A 25,339-nucleotide genomic window follows, 5' to 3' on the forward strand; every position below is an offset into this window, starting at 1 on the left:
CTGGTGCCTGTTTCACGGCCCCGCCCCCACGGGGAACCAAGCGGAAAGTAGGGTGGAGCGCTGCACCGGGCCACGACCCGACCCAGCGCCGACGCTCACCCCGACGGCGCGCACGGGGAGGTCGGCGCCGTAACCCCGGACAGTCAGGGCCAGAGCAGCAGAGGAGAAGTGGCAACGTGGTCACTGCGCGCGCAGCCGCCACCTTCGCCCCCGACGGCCGGTCCGCGGCCGCCGCCCGGGGCTTCGTCCGGGATGCGCTGCTCGGCTGGGGCCTGCCCGAGGTCGTCGACGACGCCGTCGTCCTGGTCAGCGAACTCGTCACCAACGCCGTCGTGCACGCCGGCACCGCCGCCGAGGTCTGCTGCCTGCGCGAGGAGCAGACCGTCCGGATCGAGGTCACCGACCACCACCCCGAGCGCGGCCTGCCCTCCCTCGGCGACGGGCCCGTCTCCGCTTCCGACCGCTTCGCCGACCCCGACGGCGAGGGCGGCCGCGGCCTGCTGATGTGCTCCGCCCTCGCCGAGCGCTGGGGCGTCGAGTACGCGGCCGGGCAGAAGACCGTCTGGTTCCGGCTCACCCTGCCGGCACACGTGGTCGGCACCCGCTACGCCGTTCCCGCCACCCCCGGCAGCGACCTGCCCAGCAGCCGCGGCCCGGTGCACGTCGCCGTCGTCCAGCTCGACGAGGACGGCCGGGTGCTGGCCTGGAACCCGGACGCCGAGGCGCTCTTCCAGCACCCCGCCGCCACCGTCCTCGGCCGCCCCTGGGCCGACCTCGCGGTCTGGCCGCAGACCCCCGGCCGCGGCCCCGGCCTCACCGACACCCTCCGGCTGGCCCGCTGGGAGGGCGGCTACGGCCTTCGGCTGCCCGACGGCGAGGAGGTCGAGGTGTACGGCGTCCAGGTGCGCGTGCGCGACACCGAGGGCGTCCCCTCCACCCTCTGTCTGCTCGTCCTCGAAGCCGACCGCGCCGTCCTGCGCTCCCCCGCCCGCGCCCTGCCCGGCGAGCGCGCCGACGCCGCCGGCCCCAGGCTCGACCTGCTGGCCGGCCCGGTCGCCACCGACGACCTGGAGACCCTGCTCCAGCGCACCGTCGAACGCGCCCGCGACCTGCTCGACGCCGACGCCGCCTACCTGCTGCTCACCACCGACGACGAGACCGAGTTCGAGGTCCGCGCAGCCACCGGCCTGACCACCGAGCACCGTCGGCACAGTCGCTTCCCGGTCGACACCGGCAACCGCTACGACTCCGCCCGGCTGCCCTCCGTCCACGAGGACCTCACCGCCCGCCCCAGCGGACTGCCCCTGCTCTCCGGCAGCGGCATGCGCTCCCTGGTCACCGTCCCGCTCAAGGTCGAGGGCCGCCTCATCGGCTCGCTCGGCATCGCCACCGCCGCCCCCGGCCGCTACGACAACGAGGACGCGCTGCGCCTCCAGTTCGCCGCCGACCGGGTCGCCCTGGCCGTCGAGAGCACCCGGCTGACCGAGCTCGAACAACTGCGCCGCGGCTCGCTCTCCTTCCTCGTCGAGGCCTCCGACCTGCTGGCCGGCACCCTCGAACACGAGCAGACCCTCGCGCTGATGGCCCAGATGGCCGTCCCCACGCTCGCCTCCTGGTGCGCGGTCTACACCAACGGCGACCACAGCTCCCCGGCCCGCCTCGCCTTCGTTCTGCACGAGGACGAGGACCGGATCGACCCGCTGCGCGACCTGCTCGACAAGACCGCCTCCCCCGAGGCCGGCCCCACCCACGGCGTCCGCTTCTGGACCGCGCCCACCGAGGCGGCCACCGCCCGCGGCCTCACCGACAGCCCCGAACTCGCGGGCCTGCTCGGCGAGACCGTCGTCCTGCCGCTGACCGCCCGCAACCGGGTCATCGGCCTGCTCGCGCTCGGCGTCCCGGCCGGCGTCCGGTTCCGCCAGGAGATCCTCGAACTCGCCGAGGACCTCTCCCGCCGGGCCGCCCTCGCCCTCGACAACTCCCGCCTCTACTCGGAACGCACCGCCACCAGCCAGGCCCTGCAACGCAGCCTGCTGCCGCCGGACCTGCCCGAGATCCCCGGCGTCGAGGTGGACGTCTACTACCAGGCCGCCGGCGAGGGCAACGAGGTCGGCGGCGACTTCTACGACCTGTTCACCATCCGCGAGGGCACCTACGGCTTCGCCATCGGCGACGTCTGCGGCACCGGCCCCGAGGCCGCCTCCGTCACCGGCCTGGCCCGGCACTCGCTGCGCCTGCTCGCCCGCGAGGGCCTGGACGCCCCACAGGTGCTGCGTCGGCTCAACGCGGCCATCCTGGACGAGGGTTCGCGCAGCCGATTCCTCACCCTGCTGTACGGCGAACTGACGCCCCGCCCGGACGGCAGCACCGAACTGTCCCTGGTCTGCGCCGGCCACCCGCTGCCGCTGAGACTGCGCACCGACGGCCAGGTCGACCGGGCCGCCACCCCGCAGCCGCTGCTCGGAGTCATGGAGGACCTCGAACTCACCGCCGAGCGCCTGGTGCTCTCCCCCGGCGAGGTGCTGCTCTGCGTCACCGACGGAGTGACCGAACGCCGCGAGGGCCGACGGATGTTGGGCGACGACGGCCTCGCCGAGGTGCTCACCGGCTGCACCGGCCTGACCGCCGGCGCGGTTGCCATGCGGGTGCAGCGCGCGGTCGAGCGCTTCGCCCCCGAGCCGCCGTCCGACGACATGGCGATCCTGACCCTTCGGGTGCCGCACCAGCGTCAGGCGTGACCGTTGGCCCGTGACGGTTGGCGCGTGGCTGTCCGCGCGTGGCTGTCCGCGCGTGACCGCTCCACAGCTGACGCAGTCACAAATTGTTATCTTCACAAGGGTACAAGCGAACAGGGCCGGGTAAACCGGTCTCGCCGGGGAATCTCCCCGGCGAGGACGTGACCAGCGGCTCTCCGCCGGCCCACCACTTCCGACCTCACTTCTGACCGCCGCCCGCGCACGCTCCCAGCCGTGCGCCCTCGGCGCGGTCGCGCGCATCCCCCCTCGTCCCCACACCACAGCGTCACTGCGCCCTGCGCGCGCACAGAGTGAAAGGAGCCTCCGGTGAGCAACGACGCTTCCGGGGCAACGAACGCCCGCTCCACCGGAGCCGACGCGGGTAACCTCGGCTACCTCGCCCTCGGCCTCACACTGCTCGCCTACGGTCTGCTCTCCACCGGGATCCTGCACGGCACCGGCGTCGGGGACGCGGCCCACCTCGCCCACCTGCTCGGCGGCGTCACCCTGTTCATCGCGGGCCTCTGGCAGCTCCGCCGCGGCGAGGGCTTCACCGGGACCGCCTTCACCAGCCTCGGCGCCTTCTGGGCGACCTGGTCGGTGGCGGGCGGCGCGAGCAAGAACGCCGCCGGTCTGTTCCTGCTGCTGTGGGCCCTGCTCGCCCTCAGCCTCACAGCGGCCGGCTGGGGTGCGGGCCTGGTCAGCCGCGCCGTCTACGGCCTGTTCACGCTCTCCCTGGTGCTGAACGCCATCGCGGTCTTCGGCAGCTACAGCGGTCTGGGCAAGGCCGCCGGCTGGATCGCGGCCGTCGCCGGGCTCGTCGCCTGGTACTGGGCCACCTCCTCGCTGAGCAACGGCTCCTGGGGGAAGGTCGCCCTGCCGGTCAAGTGACCTGCCTGGGCCGGTTCTCGGCTGCGGTGCGGGGTCGGGTCTCCGTCTCGACGGAGACCCGACCCCGCCACCGTGCCGCCAACGCCAGTACGGCGTAGGCGGACAACAGGATCGCGACCGCGACGATGCCGTCCGCCCAGAAGTGGTTGGCGGTCACCACGACCACCGCCACCGTCAGCACCGGGTGCAGCACCACCAGCCAGCGGAACGGACTCCGCGACACCCGCACCACCGCGACCGCCGCCAGCACGCACCAGGCGACGTGCACCGAGGGCATCGCCGACAGCTGGTCGGCCACCACCACCCCGCCCACCGCGCCGCCGTACACCGACTGCCCGTACTCCGCGGCCACGTCGACGAACCCGCTCCCCGGCAGCATCCGCGGCGGCGCCACCGGGATGAACTGCACCAGCAGACAGACCGCGGTGGTGATCACCACCGTGTTGCGCACCCACGCGTAGCGCGCCCGGTGCCGCACGAAGACCCAGAACAGCACTCCGAGCATGACGGCGAAGTGCATGACCGCGTAGTAGTAGTTCGCCAGCCGCACCAGCACCGGGTACGGCGTGACCGCCGCCTGCCAGGACGCCTCGTCCGGCAGCCCGACCACCTGCTCGGTCCGATGGATCCAGCTCGCCCGGTCCAGCGCGTGGTCGGCACTCATCACCGACAGGTGCCCCACCAACTGCCACAGCGTGAAGAGCGCCAGCAGCGTGCCGGCCTCCCGCAGCAGCGCCGACACCCCCGGCTTCCGGACCCGCGCCGCCGCGTACGCGCCGCCGTAGAGGACGACGGCGGCGCCCCCGGCGGTCTGCCAGGTCAGGGTCAGGTTCTGCATTGGCAGAGGGTAACGCAAAAAGACCCCCTCCCGAATGGGAGGGGGTCTTTTTGGAATGATTGTTCGGCGGCGTCCTACTCTCCCACAGGGTCCCCCCTGCAGTACCATCGGCGCTGTGAGGCTTAGCTTCCGGGTTCGGAATGTAACCGGGCGTTTCCCTCACGCTATGACCACCGAAACACTATGAAACTGTCAACCGCACCAACCCACGCCTTACGGGGTCGGGGTCGTTGTTTCAGAACAACACAGTGGACGCGAGCAACTGAGGACAAGCCCTCGGCCTATTAGTACCGGTCAACTCCACCCCTCACAGGGCTTCCATATCCGGCCTATCAACCCAGTCGTCTACTGGGAGCCTTACCCTCTCAAGGAGGTGGGAGTGCTCATCTCGAAGCAGGCTTCCCGCTTAGATGCTTTCAGCGGTTATCCCTCCCGAACGTAGCCAACCAGCCATGCCCTTGGCAGAACAACTGGCACACCAGAGGTTCGTCCGTCCCGGTCCTCTCGTACTAGGGACAGCCCTTCTCAACACTCCTACGCGCACAGCGGATAGGGACCGAACTGTCTCACGACGTTCTAAACCCAGCTCGCGTACCGCTTTAATGGGCGAACAGCCCAACCCTTGGGACCTACTCCAGCCCCAGGATGCGACGAGCCGACATCGAGGTGCCAAACCATCCCGTCGATATGGACTCTTGGGGAAGATCAGCCTGTTATCCCCGGGGTACCTTTTATCCGTTGAGCGACGGCGCTTCCACAAGCCACCGCCGGATCACTAGTCCCTACTTTCGTACCTGCTCGACCCGTCAGTCTCACAGTCAAGCTCCCTTGTGCACTTACACTCAACACCTGATTGCCAACCAGGCTGAGGGAACCTTTGGGCGCCTCCGTTACCCTTTAGGAGGCAACCGCCCCAGTTAAACTACCCACCAGACACTGTCCCTGATCCGGATCACGGACCCAGGTTAGACATCCAGCACGACCAGAGTGGTATTTCAACGGCGACTCCACAACAACTGGCGTTGCTGCTTCAAAGTCTCCCACCTATCCTACACAAGCCGAACCGGACACCAATATCAAGCTATAGTAAAGGTCCCGGGGTCTTTCCGTCCTGCTGCGCGAAACGAGCATCTTTACTCGTAATGCAATTTCACCGGGCCTATGGTTGAGACAGTCGAGAAGTCGTTACGCCATTCGTGCAGGTCGGAACTTACCCGACAAGGAATTTCGCTACCTTAGGATGGTTATAGTTACCACCGCCGTTTACTGGCGCTTAAGTTCTCAGCTTCGCCCCACCGAAGTGGAGCTAACCGGTCCCCTTAACGTTCCAGCACCGGGCAGGCGTCAGTCCGTATACATCGCCTTACGGCTTCGCACGGACCTGTGTTTTTAGTAAACAGTCGCTTCTCGCTGGTCTCTGCGGCCACCCCCAGCTCAAGGCGCAAGGCCCGTCACCAGGAATGGCCCCCCTTCTCCCGAAGTTACGGGGGCATTTTGCCGAGTTCCTTAACCATAGTTCACCCGAACGCCTCGGTATTCTCTACCTGACCACCTGAGTCGGTTTGGGGTACGGGCCGCCATGAAACTCGCTAGAGGCTTTTCTCGACAGCATAGGATCATCCACTTCACCACAATCGGCTCGGCATCAGGTCTCAGACTATATGTGAGGCGGATTTGCCTACCCCACGTCCTACACCCTTACCCCGGGACAACCACCGCCCGGGCTGGACTACCTTCCTGCGTCACCCCATCGCTCACCTACTACCCCGTTGGGCCACCGGCTCCACCACTTCCCTTTGCCCGAAGGCTCCGGGACGGCTTCACGGGCTTAGCATCAGAAGGTTCAGCGTTGGCGCTTCAAAGCGGGTACGGGAATATCAACCCGTTGTCCATCGACTACGCCTGTCGGCCTCGCCTTAGGTCCCGACTTACCCTGGGCAGATCAGCTTGACCCAGGAACCCTTGGTCAATCGGCGCAAGAGTTTCCCACTCTTGTATCGCTACTCATGCCTGCATTCTCACTCGTATACCGTCCACGACTCGATTCCTCGGCCGCTTCACCCGGCACACGACGCTCCCCTACCCATCACAGCAGGCGTTGGCCCTATTCGCTGCAATGACACGACTTCGGTGATGTGCTTGAGCCCCGCTACATTGTCGGCGCGGAATCACTTGACCAGTGAGCTATTACGCACTCTTTCAAGGGTGGCTGCTTCTAAGCCAACCTCCTGGTTGTCTCTGCGACTCCACATCCTTTCCCACTTAGCACACGCTTAGGGACCTTAGTCGGTGTTCTGGGCTGTTTCCCTCTCGACCATGGAGCTTATCCCCCACAGTCTCACTGCCACGCTCTCACTTACCGGCATTCGGAGTTTGGCTAAGGTCAGTAACCCGGTAAGGCCCATCGCCTATCCAGTGCTCTACCTCCGGCAAGAAACACGTGACGCTGCACCTAAATGCATTTCGGGGAGAACCAGCTATCACGGAGTTTGATTGGCCTTTCACCCCTAACCACAGGTCATCCCCCAGGTTTTCAACCCTGGTGGGTTCGGTCCTCCACACGGTCTTACCCGCGCTTCAACCTGCCCATGGCTAGATCACTCCGCTTCGGGTCTTGGGCATGCAACTCAAACGCCCTATTCGGACTCGCTTTCGCTACGGCTACCCCACACGGGTTAACCTCGCTACACACCGCAAACTCGCAGGCTCATTCTTCAAAAGGCACGCAGTCACGGCCAGCCGGTAAACCGACTGACGACGCTCCCACGGCTTGTAGGCACACGGTTTCAGGTACTATTTCACTCCGCTCCCGCGGTACTTTTCACCATTCCCTCACGGTACTATCCGCTATCGGTCACCAGGGAATATTTAGGCTTAGCGGGTGGTCCCGCCAGATTCACACGGGATTTCTCGGGCCCCGTGCTACTTGGGAGATGAGCAAGCAAGCCGTACAGATTTCGTCTACGGGGGTCTTACCCTCTACGCCGGACCTTTCGCATGTCCTTCGACTACCCATACGGTTTCTGACTCGCCCAGCCGCCGGCAGACGACTGAAGCTCATTCCCACAACCCCGTATTGGCAACCCCTGCCGGGTCTCACACCAATACGGTTTAGCCTCATCCAGTTTCGCTCGCCACTACTCCCGGAATCACGGTTGTTTTCTCTTCCTGCGGGTACTGAGATGTTTCACTTCCCCGCGTTCCCTCCACACTGCCTATGTGTTCAGCAGCGGGTGACAGCCCATGACGACTGCCGGGTTTCCCCATTCGGACACCCCCGGATCAAAGCTCGGTTGACAGCTCCCCGGGGCCTATCGCGGCCTCCCACGTCCTTCATCGGTTCCTGGTGCCAAGGCATCCACCGTGCGCCCTTAAAAACTTGGCCACAGATGCTCGCGTCCACTGTGCAGTTCTCAAACAACGACCAGTCACACACCCTCGGCAACCCGAACCCGGGCTACCTCAAGTGAGGCCGGCATCCTTGAGGCAACTTCCGTTCCCTCAGGACCCAACAACGTGCCCGACACAGTCAATCCCAGAACGCGTTCCACGCCGAAGCAGTACTAGCCCCTGGTCTCTTCCTGTGCCGAATAGTCAACGTTCCACCCATGAGCAACCGTGCAGAACATTCGCCTGCAAGCGGCCATGTGCTCCTTAGAAAGGAGGTGATCCAGCCGCACCTTCCGGTACGGCTACCTTGTTACGACTTCGTCCCAATCGCTGGTCCCACCTTCGACGGCTCCATCCCATACGGGTTAGGCCACCGGCTTCGGGTGTTACCGACTTTCGTGACGTGACGGGCGGTGTGTACAAGGCCCGGGAACGTATTCACCGCAGCATGCTGATCTGCGATTACTAGCAACTCCAACTTCATGGGGTCGAGTTGCAGACCCCAATCCGAACTGAGGCCGGCTTTTTGGGATTCGCTCCGCCTCACGGCATCGCAGCCCTTTGTACCGACCATTGTAGCACGTGTGCAGCCCAAGACATAAGGGGCATGATGATTTGACGTCGTCCCCACCTTCCTCCGAGTTGACCCCGGCAGTCTCCTGTGAGTCCCCGACATTACTCGCTGGCAACACAGAACAAGGGTTGCGCTCGTTGCGGGACTTAACCCAACATCTCACGACACGAGCTGACGACAACCATGCACCACCTGTATACCGACCACAAGGGGGCACCCATCTCTGGATGTTTCCGGCATATGTCAAGCCTTGGTAAGGTTCTTCGCGTTGCGTCGAATTAAGCCACATGCTCCGCTGCTTGTGCGGGCCCCCGTCAATTCCTTTGAGTTTTAGCCTTGCGGCCGTACTCCCCAGGCGGGGAACTTAATGCGTTAGCTGCGGCACCGACGACGTGGAATGTCGCCAACACCTAGTTCCCAACGTTTACGGCGTGGACTACCAGGGTATCTAATCCTGTTCGCTCCCCACGCTTTCGCTCCTCAGCGTCAGTAATGGCCCAGAGATCCGCCTTCGCCACCGGTGTTCCTCCTGATATCTGCGCATTTCACCGCTACACCAGGAATTCCGATCTCCCCTACCACACTCTAGCCTGCCCGTATCGAATGCAGACCCGGGGTTAAGCCCCGGGCTTTCACATCCGACGCGACAGGCCGCCTACGAGCTCTTTACGCCCAATAATTCCGGACAACGCTCGCACCCTACGTATTACCGCGGCTGCTGGCACGTAGTTAGCCGGTGCTTCTTCTGCAGGTACCGTCACTTGCGCTTCTTCCCTGCTGAAAGAGGTTTACAACCCGAAGGCCGTCATCCCTCACGCGGCGTCGCTGCATCAGGCTTTCGCCCATTGTGCAATATTCCCCACTGCTGCCTCCCGTAGGAGTCTGGGCCGTGTCTCAGTCCCAGTGTGGCCGGTCGCCCTCTCAGGCCGGCTACCCGTCGTCGCCTTGGTAGGCCATTACCCCACCAACAAGCTGATAGGCCGCGGGCTCATCCTGCACCGCCGGAGCTTTCCACCAACCCCCATGCGGAGGAAGGTCATATCCGGTATTAGACCCCGTTTCCAGGGCTTGTCCCAGAGTGCAGGGCAGATTGCCCACGTGTTACTCACCCGTTCGCCACTGATCCACCCCGAAGGGCTTCACCGTTCGACTTGCATGTGTTAAGCACGCCGCCAGCGTTCGTCCTGAGCCAGGATCAAACTCTCCGTGAATGTTTACCCGTAATCGGGTCCACACCCGCGTTGAGCGGCACGGCAACCACCGGAATAGGGTGATCCCGCGCACTGCGTCCTCGCTAGTGTTTGTTTCAAAAGGAATCTCCAACCCCGATCAGACGATCGAGGCCGGGGATGTCAACATATCTGGCGTTGACTTTTGGCACGCTGTTGAGTTCTCAAGGAACGGACGCTTCCTTCAGGCCGCCTTCCAGCGGGCCCTCCGGGCGCTTCGTTCTTTCGTGTTTCCAGCTTATCAGATGTTTTCCGCTCCGTTTCCGGCGCTTCGTCATCCAACTCGCTGGTGTCTTCTGCGGCTTGACGCCCCGTCCGACGTTTCAAACTCTAGCCGATCCCCGCTCCGAAAAGCGAATCCAGCCGAGTCCGACTGCAATCCGATAAAACGAGCACGCGCAATAAGCACCGAGCCGAGACGCGAAAGCGAAACGACCGGCGCGAACCGGAAGTGGTGTTTCAGAGGATTGGCTGCCCCGGGACCGTCCGCGCAGACGCGTGTCCGGTGCTCCCTGCCAGGCAGCTCGAAGGACTGTACGCGCTTCCGCTCCCGGATGCAAACGACGTGCAGAAGGGGCCGGCCGGACCCCCGGGGAGGGGTCCGGCCGGCCTCGCCAGCGGGCTCAGCTGTTGGTGGGGAAGCCGAGGTTGATGCCGCCGTGCGACGGGTCCAGCCAGCGCTGGGTGACGGCCTTGCCCCGGGTGAAGAACTGCACGCCGTCCGGGCCGTACGCGTGGGCGTCGCCGAACAGCGAGGCCTTCCAGCCGCCGAAGGAGTAGTAGGCGACCGGCACCGGGATCGGCACGTTGATGCCGACCATGCCGACCTCCACCTCGAACTGGAAGCGCCGGGCCGCGCCGCCGTCGTTGGTGAAGAGGGCGGTGCCGTTGCCGTACGGGTTGGCGTTGATCAGCGCCAGGCCCTCCTCGTAGGAGGCGACGCGCACGACGGAGAGCACCGGACCGAAGATCTCGTCGTTGTAGACGGACATGCCGGGCTTCACGTGATCGAACAGCGTGGGGCCGAGCCAGAAGCCGTCGCTGGTCGGGCTGCCGTTCCGGTCCTCGGGGGCGATCGGGTGCTTGCGGCCGTCCACGGCGAGTTCGGCACCGTCGGCGACACCGGACTCGACGTAGGAGGTGACCTTGTCGCGGTGCTGGCCGGTGACCAGCGGGCCCATCTCGGAGTCGCCGTTGCAGCCGGGGCCGACCTTCAGGGTGGCGATCCGCTGCTTGATCTTGTCGACCAGCTCGTCACCGATCGGGTCGACGGCGACCAGGACGGAGACGGCCATGCAACGCTCGCCGGCCGCACCGAAGCCGGCGTTGACGGCGGCGTCGGCGGCCAGGTCGAGGTCGGCGTCGGGCAGCACCAGCATGTGGTTCTTGGCACCGCCCAGGGCCTGCACACGCTTGCCGTAGCGGGTGCCGGTCTCGTAGACGTAGCGGGCGATCGGGGTGGAGCCGACGAAGCTGACGGACTTGATGTCCGGGTGCTCCAGCAGACGGTCGACGGAGACCTTGTCACCGTGCACCACGTTGAAGACACCGTCCGGCAGCCCGGCCTCCTTCCACAGCTCGGCCAGGAAGTTGGCCGCCGACGGGTCCTTCTCCGAGGGCTTCAGCACGACTGTGTTGCCGGCCGCGATGGCGATCGGGAAGAACCACATCGGCACCATGGCCGGGAAGTTGAACGGCGAGATGATCGCGACCGGGCCGAGCGGCTGGCGGATCGAGTAGACGTCGATGCCGGTGGAGGCCTGCTCGGTGAAGCCGCCCTTGATCAGCTGCGGGATGCCGCAGGCGTACTCGACGACCTCCAGGCCGCGGGCGATCTCGCCGAGCGCGTCGGAGTGCACCTTGCCGTGCTCGGACACGATGATCGAGGCCAGCTCGTCCCGGCGGGCGTTCAGCAGCTCGCGGAAGGCGAAGAGCACCGTGGTCCGCCTGGCCACCGAGGCGTTGCGCCACTGGGTGAAGGCCGAGGCCGCGGCGGCCACGGCCTGGTCGACCTCGGCGATCCCGGCGAAGTCGACCTGGCCGGCGACCTGGCCGGTGGCCGGGTCGAAGACGTCACCGCGACGGGGCGCCGCACCGGCGGTGGCCACCGGCTTGCCGCCGATCCAGTGAATGATGTGCTTGCTCAAGTCCGTCTGCCTCCGAAGTCCCGGGCGGCGTCCTGCCACCGGTCCGGTCTGGCGCCGCCCGCGAGAGGGCCGGGCGACGGGAATTCACGGGGCTACCGCGCTCGTCTCCCAGTGTGGTGGCCACCGGGGCACGGCTCAACGAACAGGCTGACGGGGATCACGGATTCAGCCTTACAGGTCGTCCGGTCGCTGCGCCGAACGCGTGAAGCCGCCGGGCCCGACGGCTCGGTGTCGCCTCAGGACTCCTCGTCCTCGAGGTACGGGTCGTGCAGCCCGTCCGCCGCCTGCTGGGTCTCCAGCAGGTCCAGCCGCAGGTCCTGCGCCCAGGCCAGGGCCCACCGCTTGAGCCCCTCCACCGCCCCGGCCTCGACGCCCCGGGCGCGGAACCGGCCGTCCGCCGCCTCGGCCAGCGTCTCCAGCCGGTCGGCGAGCCAGTCCGGCTGGAAGTCCGGGTCCAACTCGGCTGCCAGCGCGAGCAGTTCGCCTTCCCGGTAGTTCCTGGTGAGGGCGTGCACGTCGATCAGGTCGCGCGGCATGCCCCGGTCGACCAGCAGCGCGGTGGTGAGCGCCGCCGCGTCCTCCAGTGCGACCACCGGCAGGACCACCGGCGGCTCGCCGGGCTCGGACACACCGAAGTCCAGCCGGACCGGCCGGTGGGCGAGCGGCTCCTTCCGCAGCTCCACCGAGTGCGACCGGCCGCCCAGTGCCAGCCGTACGGCCAGTTGCTCCAGGCGCGGTGTGCCGGGCCGCTCCGCGACCCCGCCGCCCGCCGCGCGGTACGCCTCCGCCAGCGCGGCTGCCACCTCCGGCAGGTCGGCGCCGCCGGTGGCCAGGGTCAGTCCGTCCTGCGGGCAGGCCGGAACGCCGTGGGCGCGCAGCGCGTGCCCACCGGCCAGCGCCAGCCCGTACCGGGTGCAGAGGGGCCCGGCCAGGGCGGCCAGGCGCAGCTGGGCGGGGCCCGGTCGGAGCGACGCGTCGACGGCGTGCGGGGCGGTGGTCACATCTCCAGTCTGACCCGAGCTCCCCACCCGGCGCGCCACGGCTGCGGACCGCAGGAGTCCCCGCTACCAGCCGCCGAGCCCGGCCGCCGCCTCGTGCAGGGCCAGCTCCAGCAGCACCGGGTCGTTGAGCCGCCCGGAGCCGTCGGGCGGCACCAGCCAGCGCACGCCGCGGCTGCCGCGTCCGGGGTGGGGCACGACGATCCAGGTGCCCTCCCCCGCGCAGCGCACGCCGGTGCCGATCCAGCGGGCAGCGGTGCCGACCGGCACCAGGAAGCTGACGTGGTCCTCCCCGGAGTCGGTGAGGACCGGGCCGCAGGGGGCGGTGTCCAGGACGTCCAGGGCCGGGCGACCGAGCCGACCGGGGACGGCGAGGACGTCCCAGCGGCGTCCGGCCGGTAGCAGGGTCAGGCCCAGCCCGGTGCGTTCCCACTGCGCCCGGAGGTCCTCCGGGTCCGGTGCCGCCTGGGTGAGCCAGTTCAGTCCGGTGCGCTCCATGTCGTGTCCCCGTTTCTCGCTGGCGTACTGGTCGGGCTCGGCGGGATACCGGGACCCGCCGTCACCGAGGAGAGGCGGACGGCGGGTCCCTCTTACACGGGTCGCGGGACCGAACCGGCGGGGTCAGCTGTCGAAGCCGAGCCCCAGCCGGTCGAGGGTGCGCAGCCAGAGGTTGCGGTGGCCGCCGTTGCGGTCGGCGCGCTCCAGCGAGCGGGTGGTGATCTCGATCCCGGCCCAGCGCACCGGTTCGGGCGGGAACGGCAGCGGCTTGGAGCGCACCATGTCCAGGGAGGTGCGCTCGGTGCGCTCGCCGGCGAGCAGGTCGAGCATCACCTCGGCGCCGAAGCGGGTGGCCCCGACGCCGAGCCCGGTGTAGCCGACGGCGTAGGCGACCTTGCCCCGGTGGGCGGTGTCGAAGAACGCCGAGAACCGGCTGCAGGTGTCGATGGCGCCGCCCCAGGCGTTGGTGAAGCGCAGCCCCTCCAGCTGCGGGAAGCAGCGGAAGAAGTGGGTGGCCAGGGTGCGGAAGGTCTCCGGCCGCTGGTCGTACTCGTGCCGGACGTGGCCGCCGTAGTGGTAGACCGCGTCGTAGCCGCCCCAGAGGATCCGGTTGTCGGCGGAGAGCCGGAAGTAGTGGAACTTGTTGGCGCTGTCGCCGAGCCCCTGCCGGCCGCGCCAGCCGATCGCGGCGAGCTGCTCGTCGCTGAGCGGCTCGGTCATCAGGGCGTAGTCGTACACCGGCACGACGTACGGGCGGACGCGCTTGAGCAGGGACGGGAACACGTTGGTGCCGAGCGCGACCCGGCGGGCGAAGACCCGGCCGTACGGGGTGCGGGCGGTCATGCCGCTGCCGTGCTCGCGCAGCTCGGTGGCCCGGGTGTGCTCGAAGATCCGGACGCCCTGGCCCAGGCAGGCCTCCTTGAGGCCCCAGGCGAGCTTGGCGGGGTGGACCATCGCCACGCCATCCTTGTCCCAGAGACCGCCGAGGAAGGTCGGCGAGTTCACCTCGGCGCGCAGCTGGTCGGCGTCCAGGACGGTGATGTCGAGGCCGTAGCGGGCGACGGCTTCGGCGATCTCGTGCAGTTCCTCGACCTGGTGGGGCTGGGTGGCGACGTCGATCTCGCCGGTGCGCTCCCATTCGGCGTCGATGCCGTAGCGCTTGAGGGTGGCCTCGATGGCATCCAGGTTGGCGGCGCCGAGGCGCTCCAGCTGGGCCAGTTCGGCAGGCCAGCGCTCCAGGCCGTTGCCGAAGCCGTGGGTGAGGCTGGCCGCGCAGAATCCGCCGTTGCGCCCGGACGCGGCCCACCCGACCTCGTTGCCCTCGACCAGCACGACGTCCAGTGACGGGTCGCGTTCCTTGGCGATGAGGGCGGTCCACAGGCCGGAGTAGCCGCCGCCGACGACCAGCAGGTCGCAGGTGGCGTCGCCGACCAGGGCGGGCAGCGCCTGCGGCCGGCCGGGGTCCTCCAGCCAGAACGGGGTGGGCCTGGCGTCACTGAGTGCGCGGGCGGAGTCCATGCATTATCAGCCACTTTCTACGGATAGATGGAGGTGGGGGCCACCGCTGACCGACCGTGCGTCAGGCGGTGGCCTTCCGGCGGTTTCCCAGCCACTGGCCCGCGACGGTCAGTGCGACCGCGGCGACGAACATCGCGGTGCCGATGACGTTCACCTGCACCGGGATGCCACGCTGCGAGGCGCCCCAGACGAACATCGGGAAGGTGACCGTGGTCGGGCCCGAGTTGAACTGGGTGATGATGAAGTCGTCGAAGGAGAGCGCGAAGCTGAGCAGCGCTCCGGCGGCGATGCCGGGGGCGGCCAGCGGCAGGGTGACCCGCAGGAAGGTCTGGGTGGGGGTCGCGTAGAGGTCCTGGGCGGCCTGTTCGAGCCTCGGGTCCATGCTCATCACGCGCGCCTTGACCGCCGTCACCACGAAGCTGAGGCAGAACATGATGTGCGCGATGAGGATGGTGGTGAAGCCGAAGGGGATGCGCATGTTGAGGAACAGTGTTCCCAGCGAGGCGGCCATGACCACCTCGGGCATGGCCATCGGCAGGAAGATCATCGCGGTGGTGGCCGAGCGGCCGCGGAAGCGGTAGCGGGCCAGCGCGAAGGCGACCATGGTGCCGAGCACGGTGGCGCCGACGGTGGCGAGCACCGCGATCCGCAGGCTGAGCGAGAGCGACTGGCACATGTCGGCGACGCCGCAGGGGTTGGTCCAGGCGTCGGTGGAGAACTCGTTCCACTCGTAGTTGAACTTGCCGACCGGCTTGTTGAACGAGAAGGCCAGCACGACCAGGTTGGGCAGCACCAGGTAGGCGAGGGCCAGCAGGCCGGCCAGGACGACCAGGTGGGCGCGGACCCACTTCAGGATGCGGGACATCAGACCAGTTCCTCCGTCCCGGCCTTGCGCATGTAGACCGTCACCATGCCCAGGATCAGGGCCATCAGGACGAAGCTCAGCGCGGCCGCCGTGGGGTAGTCGAGCACGTTCAGGAACTGCTTCTGGATGCCGTTGCCGACCATCTGCTCGCTCGGCGAGCCCAGCAGCTGGGCGTTGATGTAGTCGCCGGAGGCCGGGATGAAGGTCAGCAGGGTGCCCGCGACCACCCCCGGCAGCGAGATCGGGAAGGTGACCTTGCGGAAGGTGGTGAACGGCCGGGCGTAGAGGTCGCCGGCCGCCTCGTGCAGCCGGGGGTCGATCCGCTCCAGCGAGGTGTACAGCGGCAGGATCATGAACGGCAGGAAGTTGTAGGTCAGGCCGCAGACCACGGCGAGCGGGGTGGCGAGCACCCGGTCGCCGGAGGTGAGCCCGAGCGCGTTGGTGACGTCCAGGACGTGCAGGGCGTTGAGCGCGCCGACCACCGGGCCGCCGTCGGACAGGATGGTCTTCCAGGCCAGCGTGCGGATCAGGAAGCTGGTGAAGAACGGCGCGATGACCAGGATCAGGATGACGTTGCGCCAGCGCCGGTTCGCCTTGAAGGCGATGGTGTACGCCAGCGGGTAGCCGATGACCAGGCAGAGCACGGTGGCGACGGCCGCGTAGGAGAACGAGCGGACGAAGTGCCACTTGTACTCGACCACGGCGTCCCAGTAGGTCGAGAAGTGCCAGGTGACCTTGAAGCCCTCTTCGAGCGAGCCGGTCTGCAGCGAGGTGGACCCCTGGTACAGCATCGGCACGGCGAAGAAGACGACCAGCCAGACGATGCCGGGCAGCAGCAGCCAGTACGGGGTGAGCTTGCGCTTCGGCTTCCGTTCGGCCGGCTCCAGCGGGACGGCCTGCGACGGCGCGGCCGGGGCGGTGGTGGTCACGCGGCCTCCTCCGCGGTGCCCGCGTCGATCGCCTGCGCGGCGTCCAGGGCGAAGGAGTGCGCCGGGTTCCAGTGCAGCTGCACGGCTGCGCCGGGGACGATGCGGGCGTCGCGCTCCATGTTCTGCTCGAAGACGGTGACCTCCTGGCCGCCGTCGGTGCGCACCACGTACTGGGTGGAGACTCCGATGAAGCTGGAGTCGAGGACGGTGCCGGCCAGCTTGTTGCGGCCCTCGGCGACCTGCTCGGTGGCGTGGGTGATGGTGATCTTCTCCGGACGCACGCCCAGGTGGACCCGCTCGGCCCCGGTGGCGCAGCGCGCCCTCGGCACCGCGAGGCGGGTGCCGGCCACGGAGACCAGCAGGTCCTCGCCCGCGCCGCCGGTGACCTCGGCGGGCAGCAGGTTGGACTGGCCGAGGAAGTTGGCCACGAAGGTGGTGGCGGGGTTCTCGTACAGTTCGGCGGGCGCCCCCAGTTGCTCGACCCGGCCGCCGTTCATCACCGCGATGGTGTCGGCCATGGTCATGGCCTCCTCCTGGTCGTGGGTGACGTGCACGAAGGTGATGCCGACCTCGGTCTGGATCCGCTTGAGTTCCAGCTGCATCTGGCGGCGCAGCTTGAGGTCGAGGGCGCCGAGCGGCTCGTCCAGCAGCAGCACCTGGGGGTGGTTGATCAGCGCGCGGGCGACCGCGACGCGCTGCTGCTGGCCGCCGGAGAGCTGGTGCGGCTTGCGCCGGGCGTACTGGCCGAGTTCGACCAGCTCCAGCATCTCGTCGACCTGCTTCTTGACGTCCTTCTTCCCGCGCCGGCGCAGGCCGAAGGCGACGTTCTCGAAGATGTCCAGGTGCGGGAAGAGCGCGTAGCTCTGGAAGACGGTGTTCACCGGCCGCTTGTACGGGGGCAGGGCGGTGACGTCCTGGCCGCCGATCAGGACGGTGCCGCTGGTGGGCTCCTCCAGGCCGGCGATCATGCGCAGGGTGGTGGTCTTGCCGCAGCCGGAGGCGCCGAGCAGGGCGAAGAAGGAGCCCTGGGGGACGGTCAGGTCGAGCGGGTGGACGGCGGTGAACGAGCCGTACGTCTTGCCGATGCCGGTGAGGCGTACGTCGCCGCCGGTCGCGTCGCGCAGCTGGTCTGTCATGGGTGTCTTCCTGGGTCTTTCTGCCGGCAGTGTCTGTTTACCGAGGGGGTCAGGCGCCGATGAGCTTGGAGAACTTCTGCTCGAACTCGCTCTCCTCGCCCTCGGTGAGGGTTCGGAACACGTGCGCCTTGGCCGCCATCTCGGGGGTGGGTACGACCAGCGGGTTGGCCGCGCTGTCCGGGGCGAGGGCGGCGAGCTCGTCCTTCATCCCGGTGACGGCGGAGACGAAGCCGATGCCCGCGACCAGCTGCGCCGCGATCTTCGGCTGATAGTAGAAGTCGATCAGCTTTTCCGCGTTCGTCTTGTGCCGTGCCTTGGCCGGGACCAGCATGTTGTCGGTCGAGGCGAGGTAGCCCTTCTCGGGGATGGCGAACTCGATGTCCGGGTTGTCGGCGCGCAGTTGGATCAGGTCGCCGCCCCAGGCGACGCAGGCGGCGATGTCCCCGGAGGACAGCTCCTGGCCGTAGTCGTTGCCGGTGAAGCGGCGGATCTGCTTGCCGTCGACGGCCTTCTGCAGGCGGGCGATCGCGGCGTCGTAGTCGTCGGCGGTGAACTTCGCCGGGTCCTTGCCCATGTCCAGCAGGACCATCCCGATGCTGTCGCGCATCTCGGAGAGGAAGGTGACCCGGCCCTTGAGGTCCGGGTCGTCCAGCAGCTGGGAGACGCTGGTGACCTCCTTGCCCCTGGTCGCCTTCCGGTTGTAGGCGACGACGGTCTGGATGCCGGCCCAGGGGTAGGTGTAGAGCCGGCCGGGGTCCCAGTCGGGGGCGCGGAAGCGGGCCTCGACGTTGGTGATCGCGGTGGTGACGTTCGCCGGGTTCAGCTTCTGCGCCCAGCCGAGCCGGATCAGCCGGGCGGCCATCCAGTCGGTGAGCACCACCAGGTCGCGGCCGGTGTCCTCGCCGGCCGCCAGCTGCGGCTTGACCTTGCCGAAGAACTCGACGTTGTCGTTGACGTCCTCGTTGTACTTGACCTTGATACCGGTGGCCGCGGTGAAGGCGTCCAGGGTGCCGTGCTTCTCCTTGTCCTTCTCGTCGGTGTCCACGTACAGCGGCCAGTTGGAGAAGTCGACCTCCTTCTCGCTGTCCGAGAGGTCCTTGGCGGCGTTGGCGGTCGAGTCGCCGGTCGCCCGGGGTGCCGCAGGGATGCCGCAGGCGGCCAGGGTGCCCGCTCCGGCGGTCAGCGCGGCGGCGCGCAGCAGGGTGCGGCGGCCGACCGCTGCCCGACCACTGGTCAGACTGCGTTCCCAGGCCCTGCGGACCGGTTCGGGCAGACCGTCGGTGAGCTCGTTGAACGCCTTGAACGCCATGCGGGCCTCCTGGGGAAGACGGGGTGCGTGGGGGGGAGCACCCGGCCGTAGGGGTTATCGGTCTCCGAAGACGGTGCGGTGCCAGTCCTTGCGGGCGACCGCGGTGGTGTCGAACATGACGTGCTTGACCTGGGTGTACTCGTCCAGCGAGTACTGGGACATGTCCTTGCCGTAGCCGGACGCCTTGTAGCCGCCGTGCGGCATCTCGCTGATGATCGGGATGTGGTCGTTGACCCAGACGCACCCGGCGGCGATCTCCCGGGTGGCGCGCAGCGAACGGTGGACGTTGCCCGTCCAGGCGGAGGCGGCCAGGCCGTACGGGGTGTCGTTGGCCAGCCGCAGGCCCTCGTCGTCGCCGTCGAAGGGCAGCACCACCAGCACCGGGCCGAAGACCTCGCCCTGGACCACCTCGCTGTCCTGGGCCGCGCCGGTGATCAGGGTGGGCGCGAAGTAGGCGCCCCGGGTGAGGTCGCTGCCGTCGTGGCCCTTGGCGGGCGCGGGGCCGCCGGTGACCACGGTGGCGTAGGAGCGGGCGCGCTCCACGAAGCCGGCCACCCGGTCCCGATGGGCGTACGAGACCAGCGGGCCGAGGTCGGTGCGGGGGTCGCGCGGGTCGCCGATCCGGATCGCGGCGTACAGCTCGGCGACCCCGGCCACGAAGGCGTCGTAGAGCGGGCGTTGGACGTAGGCGCGGGTGGCGGCGGTGCAGTCCTGGCCGCCGTTGATCAGCGAGGCGGCGACGGCGCCGTGCACCGCGGCGTCCAGGTCGGCGTCGTCGAAGACCACGAACGGCGCCTTGCCGCCGAGCTCCAGGTGGGTGCGCTTGACGCTCGCGGTGGCGAGTTCGGCGACCCGCTTCCCGACGGCGGTGGAGCCGGTGAAGGAGACCATCGCGACGCCGGGGTGGGAGACCAGGTGCTCGCCGGCCGTGCGCCCGGCGCCGGTGACCACGTTGACCACGCCGTCCGGGATGCCCGCCTCGGTGCAGGCCCGGGCGAACATCAGGGAGGTCAGCGGGGTCAGCTCGGCCGGCTTGAGCACGATGGTGTTGCCCGCCGCGATCGCCGGGAGGATCTTCCAGGCGGCCATCTGCAGCGGGTAGTTCCACGGCGAGATCGAGCCCACCACGCCGATCGCCTCGCGCCGCACGTAGGAGGTGTGGTCGCCGGAGTACTCCCCGGCCGCTTTGCCCTCCAGGTTGCGGGCGGCGCCGGCGAAGAAGGCGGCGTTGTCGACGGTGCCGGGGACGTCGAACTCGGTGGCCAGCTTCACCGGCTTGCCGGTCTGCGCGGTCTCCACCCGGGCGAGGTCGTCCGCCGCGTCGGCCAGTACGGCGGCCAACCGGGTCAGCGCCTCCGACCGTGCGCCCGGGGTGGCGGAGGACCAGCCGGGCAGGGCGGCCCTCGCGGCGGCGACGGCGGTGTCCACGTCGGCGGCGGTGGCCAGCGCGACCTGCTCGACCACGCTGCCGTCGGCGGGGTTGACGACCTGGAAGGGCTCGCCGCTGCCGCGGGTCTGGCGGCCCGCGATGTACTGCGCGCCCGCGCCGAAGTCGGTCAGGTCCATCTGGGGTTCCTCCAAGTGCCGGCGGTTCGACCGCGCGCCGCGGTGAAACGCTTCCGCAGTGGGGGTCTGCGGTCCCGCTGACCTTGCCAATTGCGGGGTTGACGTGACAAGGGTCACTTCGCCAGCCTCGGCGCGAAGGGCCTTACAGAGTGCAAGGGTTCTCGCAGGGCGACAAGTCGTCGGGACGGTGCATGATTCACCTGACACCCTGTGTACCCCTGGGTCCCCGACGCCCCTGAATCCCGCCCCCTCCTTCCGCCCCGGAGGCCCGCGATGCTCCCCACCGTCGCCCGAGTGCTCGACCTGGAGGTGATGCGGCGCGGTCTGCCCCAGGTGGTGGCCGGCGCCGACCACCTGGAACGACCGGTCCGCTGGGTCCACGTCAGCGAACTTCCCGACGTCGCCGGGATGCTCCAGGGCGGCGAGCTGGTGCTGACCACGGGCATCGCGCTGCCCGAGGACCGCGAGGGCCTGGCCCGCTATGTCCGCGACCTGGACGAGGTCGGCGTGGCCGGGCTGGTGGTCGAGTTCGGGCGGCGCTACTTCGACTCGCTGCCGCGCGCCCTGGTGCACGCCGCCGAGCAGCGCGGGCTGCCGCTGGTCACGCTCCGCCGCGAGGTGCGCTTCGTCGCCGTCACCGAGGCCGTCCACGCCCTGGTGGTCAACGCCCAGCTGGAGCAGCTGCGGATCTCCGAGTCGGTCCACCAGGTCTTCAACGAGCTGGTGGTGGAGGGCGCCGAACCGCCCGAGGTGATCCGCCAGGTGGCCCGGATGGCCGGCGCGCCGGTGGTCCTGGAGAACCTCGCCCACCAGGTGCTCGCCCACGACACCGCCGGACGCCCGGAGGCCGAGCTGCTGGAGGACTGGGAGCGCCGCTCGCGCGGGGTCCGCCCGCCCGGCCGCACCGGCCACGACCCGCGCAGCGGCTGGCTGGTCACCACCGTCGGCGCCCGCGGCCAGGACTGGGGTCGGCTGGTGCTGGTCCAGGAGCCGGGCCCGCTGCCGGAGGGCGAGCCGCACCCCCACGCCATGCTGCTGGAGCGCGGCGCCTCCGCGCTGGCGCTCAACCGGCTGGTGGTGCGCGACCGGGAGAGCCTGGAGCGGCAGACCCACCGCACCCTGCTCTCCGGCATCCTGACCCACGCGCTGACCGTCTCCGAGGTGGCCCTGCGCGCCCAGGCCCTCGGTGTCCCGCTGGACGGCCGACGGCTGGTCGGCGTGGTGCTGCGCCAGCGCCGCGGGCCGATCCCGGCCGCGCTGGAGGCCCAGGCCCGGCTGCGCGACTTCACCGAGCTGGCGGCCGGCGCTGTGCGGGCCTGCCGGCTCTCCGCCCTGGTCGGCGCGCTGGACGACGAGGGCGTCGGCCTGCTGATCGCGCTCGGCGCCCAGCAGGACGAGCACGTCGCGCTGGACGCCTTCTCGGCCACCCTGCGCCGGATGTCCGCCGAGGCCGGCCGGGAGGGCGCCGACGCCCCGGGCCCGGTGGTCGCGGTCGGCTCCTCGGTCGGCTCGGTCCGTGACGCCCGGCGCACCCTGCTGGAGGCCGCCCAGGTCGCCGACGCGGCCCTGCACGACGCGCCCGGTGGCGGCCGCACCGCCTCCTACTACCGGCTGCCGGACGTGCGGTTGCGCGGCCTGCTCCACCTGCTGCGCGACGACGCCCGCCTGCAGACGTACGTGGAGCGCGAGTTGGGACCGCTGCTGGCCCACGACGCCGAGCACAACGGCCAGTTGGTGCAGATGCTGCGGATCTACCTGGAGCACGGCCGGAACAAGTCGGCGGCGGCCGACGCCGCCCACCTGTCCCGGCCTTCCTTCTACGACCGGCTGCACAAGGTCGAACGGATCCTGGGCGTCGACCTCGACCAGGTGGAGTCCTGCCTGTCCCTGCACGTGGCGCTGCTCGCGCTGGACGCCGTCCGCAGGTGAGCGTCACACCCCGGTGATGCGCCCCCAGACCTTGTGCAGCTCCGGCCGCTCGGCCGAGGTGACGTCGCGCATGCCGTGCAGCCGGGCGCGCATCTCCGCGGTCGGGAACACCAGCGGGTTCTCGGCGAGTTCGGCCTTGTCCTTGTCCCCGCTGTCCGCCAGCACCTCACGGGCGGCCGGCACCGGGCAGATGTACTGGACGGCCGCGGCGAGTTCGGCGGCGACCTCGGGCTGGTAGTAGTAGTCGACCAGCAGCTCGGCATTGCGCTTGTGGACGGCCCGGTTGGGGATCATCAGGCTCTCCGCCCACAGTTCGCCGCCCTCCTCCGGTACGACGAAGGCGATGTCCGGGTTCTCGGCGGTGAGCTGGACGGCGTCGCCCGAGTAGGCCTGGCAGGCGACCGCGGCGCCGGAGGCGAGGTCGCCGGTGTAGTCGTTGCCGGTGAAGCGGCGGACGTGGCCGGTGTCGACCATCTTCTGCACCAGGTCCATCGCCCGGTGCGCGTCGTCGTCGCTGAACCGCGCGATGTCCGCGCCCTGGGAGAGCATCAGCAGCCCGAGCGCCTCGTCCAGCCCGGCGAACAGGGTGATCCGGCCCTTGAGGTCGGGTGCCCACAGGTCGGCGGTGGACTGGAGTTCCCGGCCGAGCGCCTTGCGGTTGTACGCGATGCCGGTGATCCCGGACTGCCAGGGCACGCTGCGCCGGCGGCCCGGGTCGAAGACCGGGTTCGCCAGCTGCGGGTCCAGGTTGGCGGTGACGTTGGGCAGGTTGTCCCGGTCCATCGCCTGCACCCAGCCGAGCGAGACGTACCGGCCGGCCATCCAGTCGCTGATCACCATCAGGTCCCGGCCCGGGTCGGCGCCCTGGGTGAGCACCGGGCTGATCTTGCCGAAGAACTCGTCGTTGTCGTTGATGTCCTCGGTGTAGGTGACCGCGATCCCGGTCTTCTCGGTGAAGGCGTCCAGGGTCGGGCGCCCGCCCTGGTCGTCGGTGTCGATGTACTGGGTCCAGTTGGAGAAGTTCAGCCGCTTGTCGCGCTCCGAGCGGTCCGGCGCCGAGCGGCGGTCCTCGGCGACGTACGCGGACGGGATGCCGCAGCCGGCCAGGGTGCCGGCGCCGAGCAGCGCGGCGCCGCCGAGCAGCGAACGTCGGTGCAGCGTACGGGAGTCGGTCGGGCGTCGGGTCAGAGTGGTGCTGCTGGACATGGGGGCCTTCCGGAACGTGGGAGGGCCCCGGACACGCCGTGCCCGGGGCCGTCCTGGGAGGTACGTCAGACAGTGTGCGCGTCGGTGAGCGACAGCACCTCGTCCAGCACCGCGAGGCCGGCCTTGGCCTCCTCCTCGGTGACGGTGCACGGCGGGACGACGTGGAAGCGGTTCATGTTGACGAACGGCCAGAGCCCGCGCTGCTTGCAGGCCGCGGCCAGCTCGGCCATCGGTGCGTTGTCGGCGCCCGCGGCGTTGTACGGCACCAGCGGCTCGCGGGTCTCCCGGTCCTTGACCAGGTCGAGCGCCCAGAACACGCCGAGGCCGCGCACCTCGCCGATCGAGGGGTGCCGCTCGGCCAGCTCGCGCAGGCCGGGGCCGAGCACCGTCTCGCCGATGTGCTTGGCGTTCTCGACGATGCCCTCCTCCGCCATCGCGTTGATGGTGGCCACCGCCGAGGCGCAGGCCAGCGGGTGCCCGGAGTAGGTGAGCCCGCCGGGGAACGGCCGCTCGGCGAAGGTGGCGGCGATCTCGGCGCTGATCGCCACCCCGCCCAGCGGGACGTAGCCCGAGTTGACGCCCTTGGCGAAGGTCATGAGGTCCGGCACGACGCCCCAGTGGTCGGCGGCGAACCACTCACCGGTGCGGCCGAAGCCGGCCATCACCTCGTCCAGGATGAACACGATCCCGTAGCGGTCGCAGATCTCCCGCACCCCGGCCAGGTATCCCGGCGGCGGGACCAGAACGCCCGCGGTACCGACCACCGTCTCCAGGATGACCGCCGCGACGGTGCCCGGCCCCTCGAAGGCGATCACCTGCTCCAGGTGCTCCAGCGCCCGCTCGCACTCCTGCGCCTCGTTCTCGGCGTGGAAGTTGGAGCGGTAGGCGTACGGGCCCCAGAAGTGCACCACCCCGGAGACGCCGGTCTCGTTGGCCCAGCGCCGCGGGTCGCCGGTGAGGGCGATCGCGTTGGCGGTGGCGCCGTGGTACGAGCGGTACGTGGACAGCACCTTCTGCCGGCCGGTGTGCAGCCGGGCCAGCCGGATGGCGTTCTCCACGGCCTCGGCGCCGCCGTTGGTGAAGAAGATCTTGTCCAGGTCGCCGGGGGTGCGCTCGGCGATCAGCCGGGCCGCCTCGCTGCGCGACTCGACCGCGAAGCCGGGGGCGATGGTGCAGAGCTTCGCCGCCTGCTCCTGGACCGCGGCGACCACCTTCGGGTGCTGGTGGCCGATGTTGGTGTTGACCAGCTGCGAGGAGAAGTCGAGGTAGCGGTTGCCGTCGTAGTCCCAGAAGTACGAGCCCTCGGCGCCGGCCACCGCGAGGGGGTCGATCAGCGCCTGGGCGGACCACGAGTGGAAGACGTGCGCGCGGTCGGCGGCCTTGACGGCCTGGCCGGCGGCTGAGTCAGCGGTGGGGATGCTCATGCCGGTAAGGCTAGGACGGGCCGACCGGGAAGTGCAGGTTCATCTTGTCAGCCGGTCGCACGGCGCGCCGACAGGATGCAAAGCGACAGGGCCCGGGGCGGAAGAGCCCCGGGCCCGTGGTCGGTTCGTACGAACCTGGACGGCTCGGACGGCCGTC

The 25,339-nt window shown here is 69.0% G+C and carries 15 protein-coding genes and 3 rRNA genes; 3 read left to right on the forward strand and 15 right to left on the reverse strand.

The features are described from left to right. Window positions 1–176 precede the first annotated feature (176 nt). Window positions 177–2,738, forward strand: a complete 2,562-nt coding sequence (locus BOQ63_RS17730; RefSeq protein WP_030290923.1) for a SpoIIE family protein phosphatase — start codon at window positions 177–179, stop codon at window positions 2,736–2,738. Window positions 2,739–3,062: 324 nt separating this feature from the next. After that, entirely contained in the window at window positions 3,063–3,626 is a 564-nt protein-coding gene (locus BOQ63_RS17735) for a GPR1/FUN34/YaaH family transporter (protein WP_030290925.1), read from the forward strand. On the opposite strand, the gene BOQ63_RS17740 is transcribed toward BOQ63_RS17735, so the two are convergent. The 13 genes from BOQ63_RS17740 to BOQ63_RS17800 form a co-directional block, all read right to left on the reverse strand. Next, the gene (locus BOQ63_RS17740) at window positions 3,619–4,464 is read right to left on the reverse strand and encodes a phosphatase PAP2 family protein (protein ID WP_078867773.1); all 846 of its coding nucleotides are present in this window, start codon (window positions 4,462–4,464) and stop codon (window positions 3,619–3,621) included. The genes BOQ63_RS17735 and BOQ63_RS17740 overlap by 8 nt on opposite strands. Window positions 4,465–4,525: 61 nt before the next feature. After that, window positions 4,526–4,642: ribosomal RNA gene (rrf, locus tag BOQ63_RS17745) — 5S ribosomal RNA — on the reverse strand. Between the two features lie 86 nt (window positions 4,643–4,728). Beyond that, window positions 4,729–7,849: ribosomal RNA gene (locus BOQ63_RS17750) — 23S ribosomal RNA — on the reverse strand. Window positions 7,850–8,122: 273 nt separating this feature from the next. Beyond that, window positions 8,123–9,639, reverse strand: a 16S ribosomal RNA gene (locus BOQ63_RS17755). Together the 16S, 23S and 5S rRNA genes form the textbook arrangement of a ribosomal RNA operon. Window positions 9,640–10,280: 641 nt before the next feature. Beyond that, on the reverse strand, window positions 10,281–11,804 hold the full coding sequence (locus tag BOQ63_RS17760; RefSeq protein ID WP_030290432.1) for a CoA-acylating methylmalonate-semialdehyde dehydrogenase: 1,524 nt from the start codon (window positions 11,802–11,804) through the stop codon (window positions 10,281–10,283). Window positions 11,805–12,040: 236 nt separating this feature from the next. Next, the gene (locus tag BOQ63_RS17765; RefSeq protein WP_191093572.1) at window positions 12,041–12,805 is read right to left on the reverse strand and encodes a nucleotidyl transferase AbiEii/AbiGii toxin family protein; all 765 of its coding nucleotides are present in this window, start codon (window positions 12,803–12,805) and stop codon (window positions 12,041–12,043) included. A gap of 63 nt (window positions 12,806–12,868) precedes the next feature. Beyond that, window positions 12,869–13,300, reverse strand: coding sequence for a bifunctional DNA primase/polymerase (locus tag BOQ63_RS17770; RefSeq protein ID WP_030290430.1), 432 nt, complete (start codon window positions 13,298–13,300; stop codon window positions 12,869–12,871). 123 nt (window positions 13,301–13,423) lie between these two features. Continuing rightward, window positions 13,424–14,818 carry an NAD(P)/FAD-dependent oxidoreductase gene (locus BOQ63_RS17775; protein ID WP_072654615.1) on the reverse strand — a complete coding sequence of 465 codons (1,395 nt, stop codon included), beginning with the start codon at window positions 14,816–14,818 and terminating at the stop codon, window positions 13,424–13,426. A 61-nt stretch (window positions 14,819–14,879) separates the two neighbouring features. Then, on the reverse strand, window positions 14,880–15,683 hold the full coding sequence (locus tag BOQ63_RS17780; protein ID WP_030290428.1) for an ABC transporter permease: 804 nt from the start codon (window positions 15,681–15,683) through the stop codon (window positions 14,880–14,882). Further along, complete coding sequence (locus BOQ63_RS17785; RefSeq protein WP_030290427.1) at window positions 15,683–16,612, reverse strand: ABC transporter permease; 930 nt, start codon at window positions 16,610–16,612, stop codon at window positions 15,683–15,685. Before BOQ63_RS17785 ends, BOQ63_RS17780 begins: the two co-directional genes overlap by 1 nt. After that, the gene (locus BOQ63_RS17790) at window positions 16,609–17,748 is read right to left on the reverse strand and encodes an ABC transporter ATP-binding protein (RefSeq protein WP_030290426.1); all 1,140 of its coding nucleotides are present in this window, start codon (window positions 17,746–17,748) and stop codon (window positions 16,609–16,611) included. Before BOQ63_RS17790 ends, BOQ63_RS17785 begins: the two co-directional genes overlap by 4 nt. Before the next feature lie 49 nt (window positions 17,749–17,797). Continuing rightward, a complete protein-coding gene (locus BOQ63_RS17795) occupies window positions 17,798–19,057 on the reverse strand; it encodes a polyamine ABC transporter substrate-binding protein (RefSeq protein WP_078867725.1) in 1,260 nt (419 codons plus the stop codon). A 54-nt stretch (window positions 19,058–19,111) separates the two neighbouring features. Beyond that, on the reverse strand, window positions 19,112–20,623 hold the full coding sequence (locus BOQ63_RS17800) for a gamma-aminobutyraldehyde dehydrogenase (RefSeq protein ID WP_030290424.1): 1,512 nt from the start codon (window positions 20,621–20,623) through the stop codon (window positions 19,112–19,114). Window positions 20,624–20,896: 273 nt separating this feature from the next. On the opposite strand from BOQ63_RS17800, the gene BOQ63_RS17805 reads away from it, so the two are divergent. After that, on the forward strand, window positions 20,897–22,552 hold the full coding sequence (locus tag BOQ63_RS17805; RefSeq protein WP_030290423.1) for a PucR family transcriptional regulator: 1,656 nt from the start codon (window positions 20,897–20,899) through the stop codon (window positions 22,550–22,552). Window positions 22,553–22,555: 3 nt separating this feature from the next. Here BOQ63_RS17805 and BOQ63_RS17810 read toward each other — a convergent pair whose 3' ends face one another. Together BOQ63_RS17810 and BOQ63_RS17815 are read right to left on the reverse strand one after the other, a co-directional pair. After that, complete coding sequence (locus tag BOQ63_RS17810; RefSeq protein WP_046386608.1) at window positions 22,556–23,758, reverse strand: polyamine ABC transporter substrate-binding protein; 1,203 nt, start codon at window positions 23,756–23,758, stop codon at window positions 22,556–22,558. Between the two features lie 65 nt (window positions 23,759–23,823). Further along, window positions 23,824–25,182 (reverse strand): aspartate aminotransferase family protein, encoded by a 1,359-nt coding sequence (locus tag BOQ63_RS17815; protein WP_072654617.1) that lies wholly within the window; start codon window positions 25,180–25,182, stop codon window positions 23,824–23,826. Window positions 25,183–25,339: the final 157 nt, after the last annotated feature.

Origin of the sequence: Streptomyces viridifaciens (assembly GCF_001888885.2) — a bacterium.
Lineage (GTDB): Bacteria > Actinomycetota > Actinomycetes > Streptomycetales > Streptomycetaceae > Kitasatospora > Kitasatospora aureofaciens.

Bases quoted from the DNA above. Each gene is read 5' to 3' on its own strand.
- BOQ63_RS17800 (WP_030290424.1), bottom strand. From the start codon at position 20,623: ATGGACCTGACCGACTTCGGCGCGGGCGCGCAGTACATCGCGGGCCGC.
- BOQ63_RS17740 (WP_078867773.1), bottom strand. From the start codon at position 4,464: ATGCAGAACCTGACCCTGACCTGGCAGACCGCCGGGGGCGCCGCCGTC.
- BOQ63_RS17815 (WP_072654617.1), bottom strand. From the start codon at position 25,182: ATGAGCATCCCCACCGCTGACTCAGCCGCCGGCCAGGCCGTCAAGGCC.
- BOQ63_RS17805 (WP_030290423.1), top strand. From the start codon at position 20,897: ATGCTCCCCACCGTCGCCCGAGTGCTCGACCTGGAGGTGATGCGGCGC.
- BOQ63_RS17775 (WP_072654615.1), bottom strand. From the start codon at position 14,818: ATGGACTCCGCCCGCGCACTCAGTGACGCCAGGCCCACCCCGTTCTGG.
- BOQ63_RS17810 (WP_046386608.1), bottom strand. From the start codon at position 23,758: ATGTCCAGCAGCACCACTCTGACCCGACGCCCGACCGACTCCCGTACG.
- BOQ63_RS17770 (WP_030290430.1), bottom strand. From the start codon at position 13,300: ATGGAGCGCACCGGACTGAACTGGCTCACCCAGGCGGCACCGGACCCG.
- BOQ63_RS17795 (WP_078867725.1), bottom strand. From the start codon at position 19,057: ATGGCGTTCAAGGCGTTCAACGAGCTCACCGACGGTCTGCCCGAACCG.
- BOQ63_RS17780 (WP_030290428.1), bottom strand. From the start codon at position 15,683: ATGTCCCGCATCCTGAAGTGGGTCCGCGCCCACCTGGTCGTCCTGGCC.
- BOQ63_RS17790 (WP_030290426.1), bottom strand. From the start codon at position 17,748: ATGACAGACCAGCTGCGCGACGCGACCGGCGGCGACGTACGCCTCACC.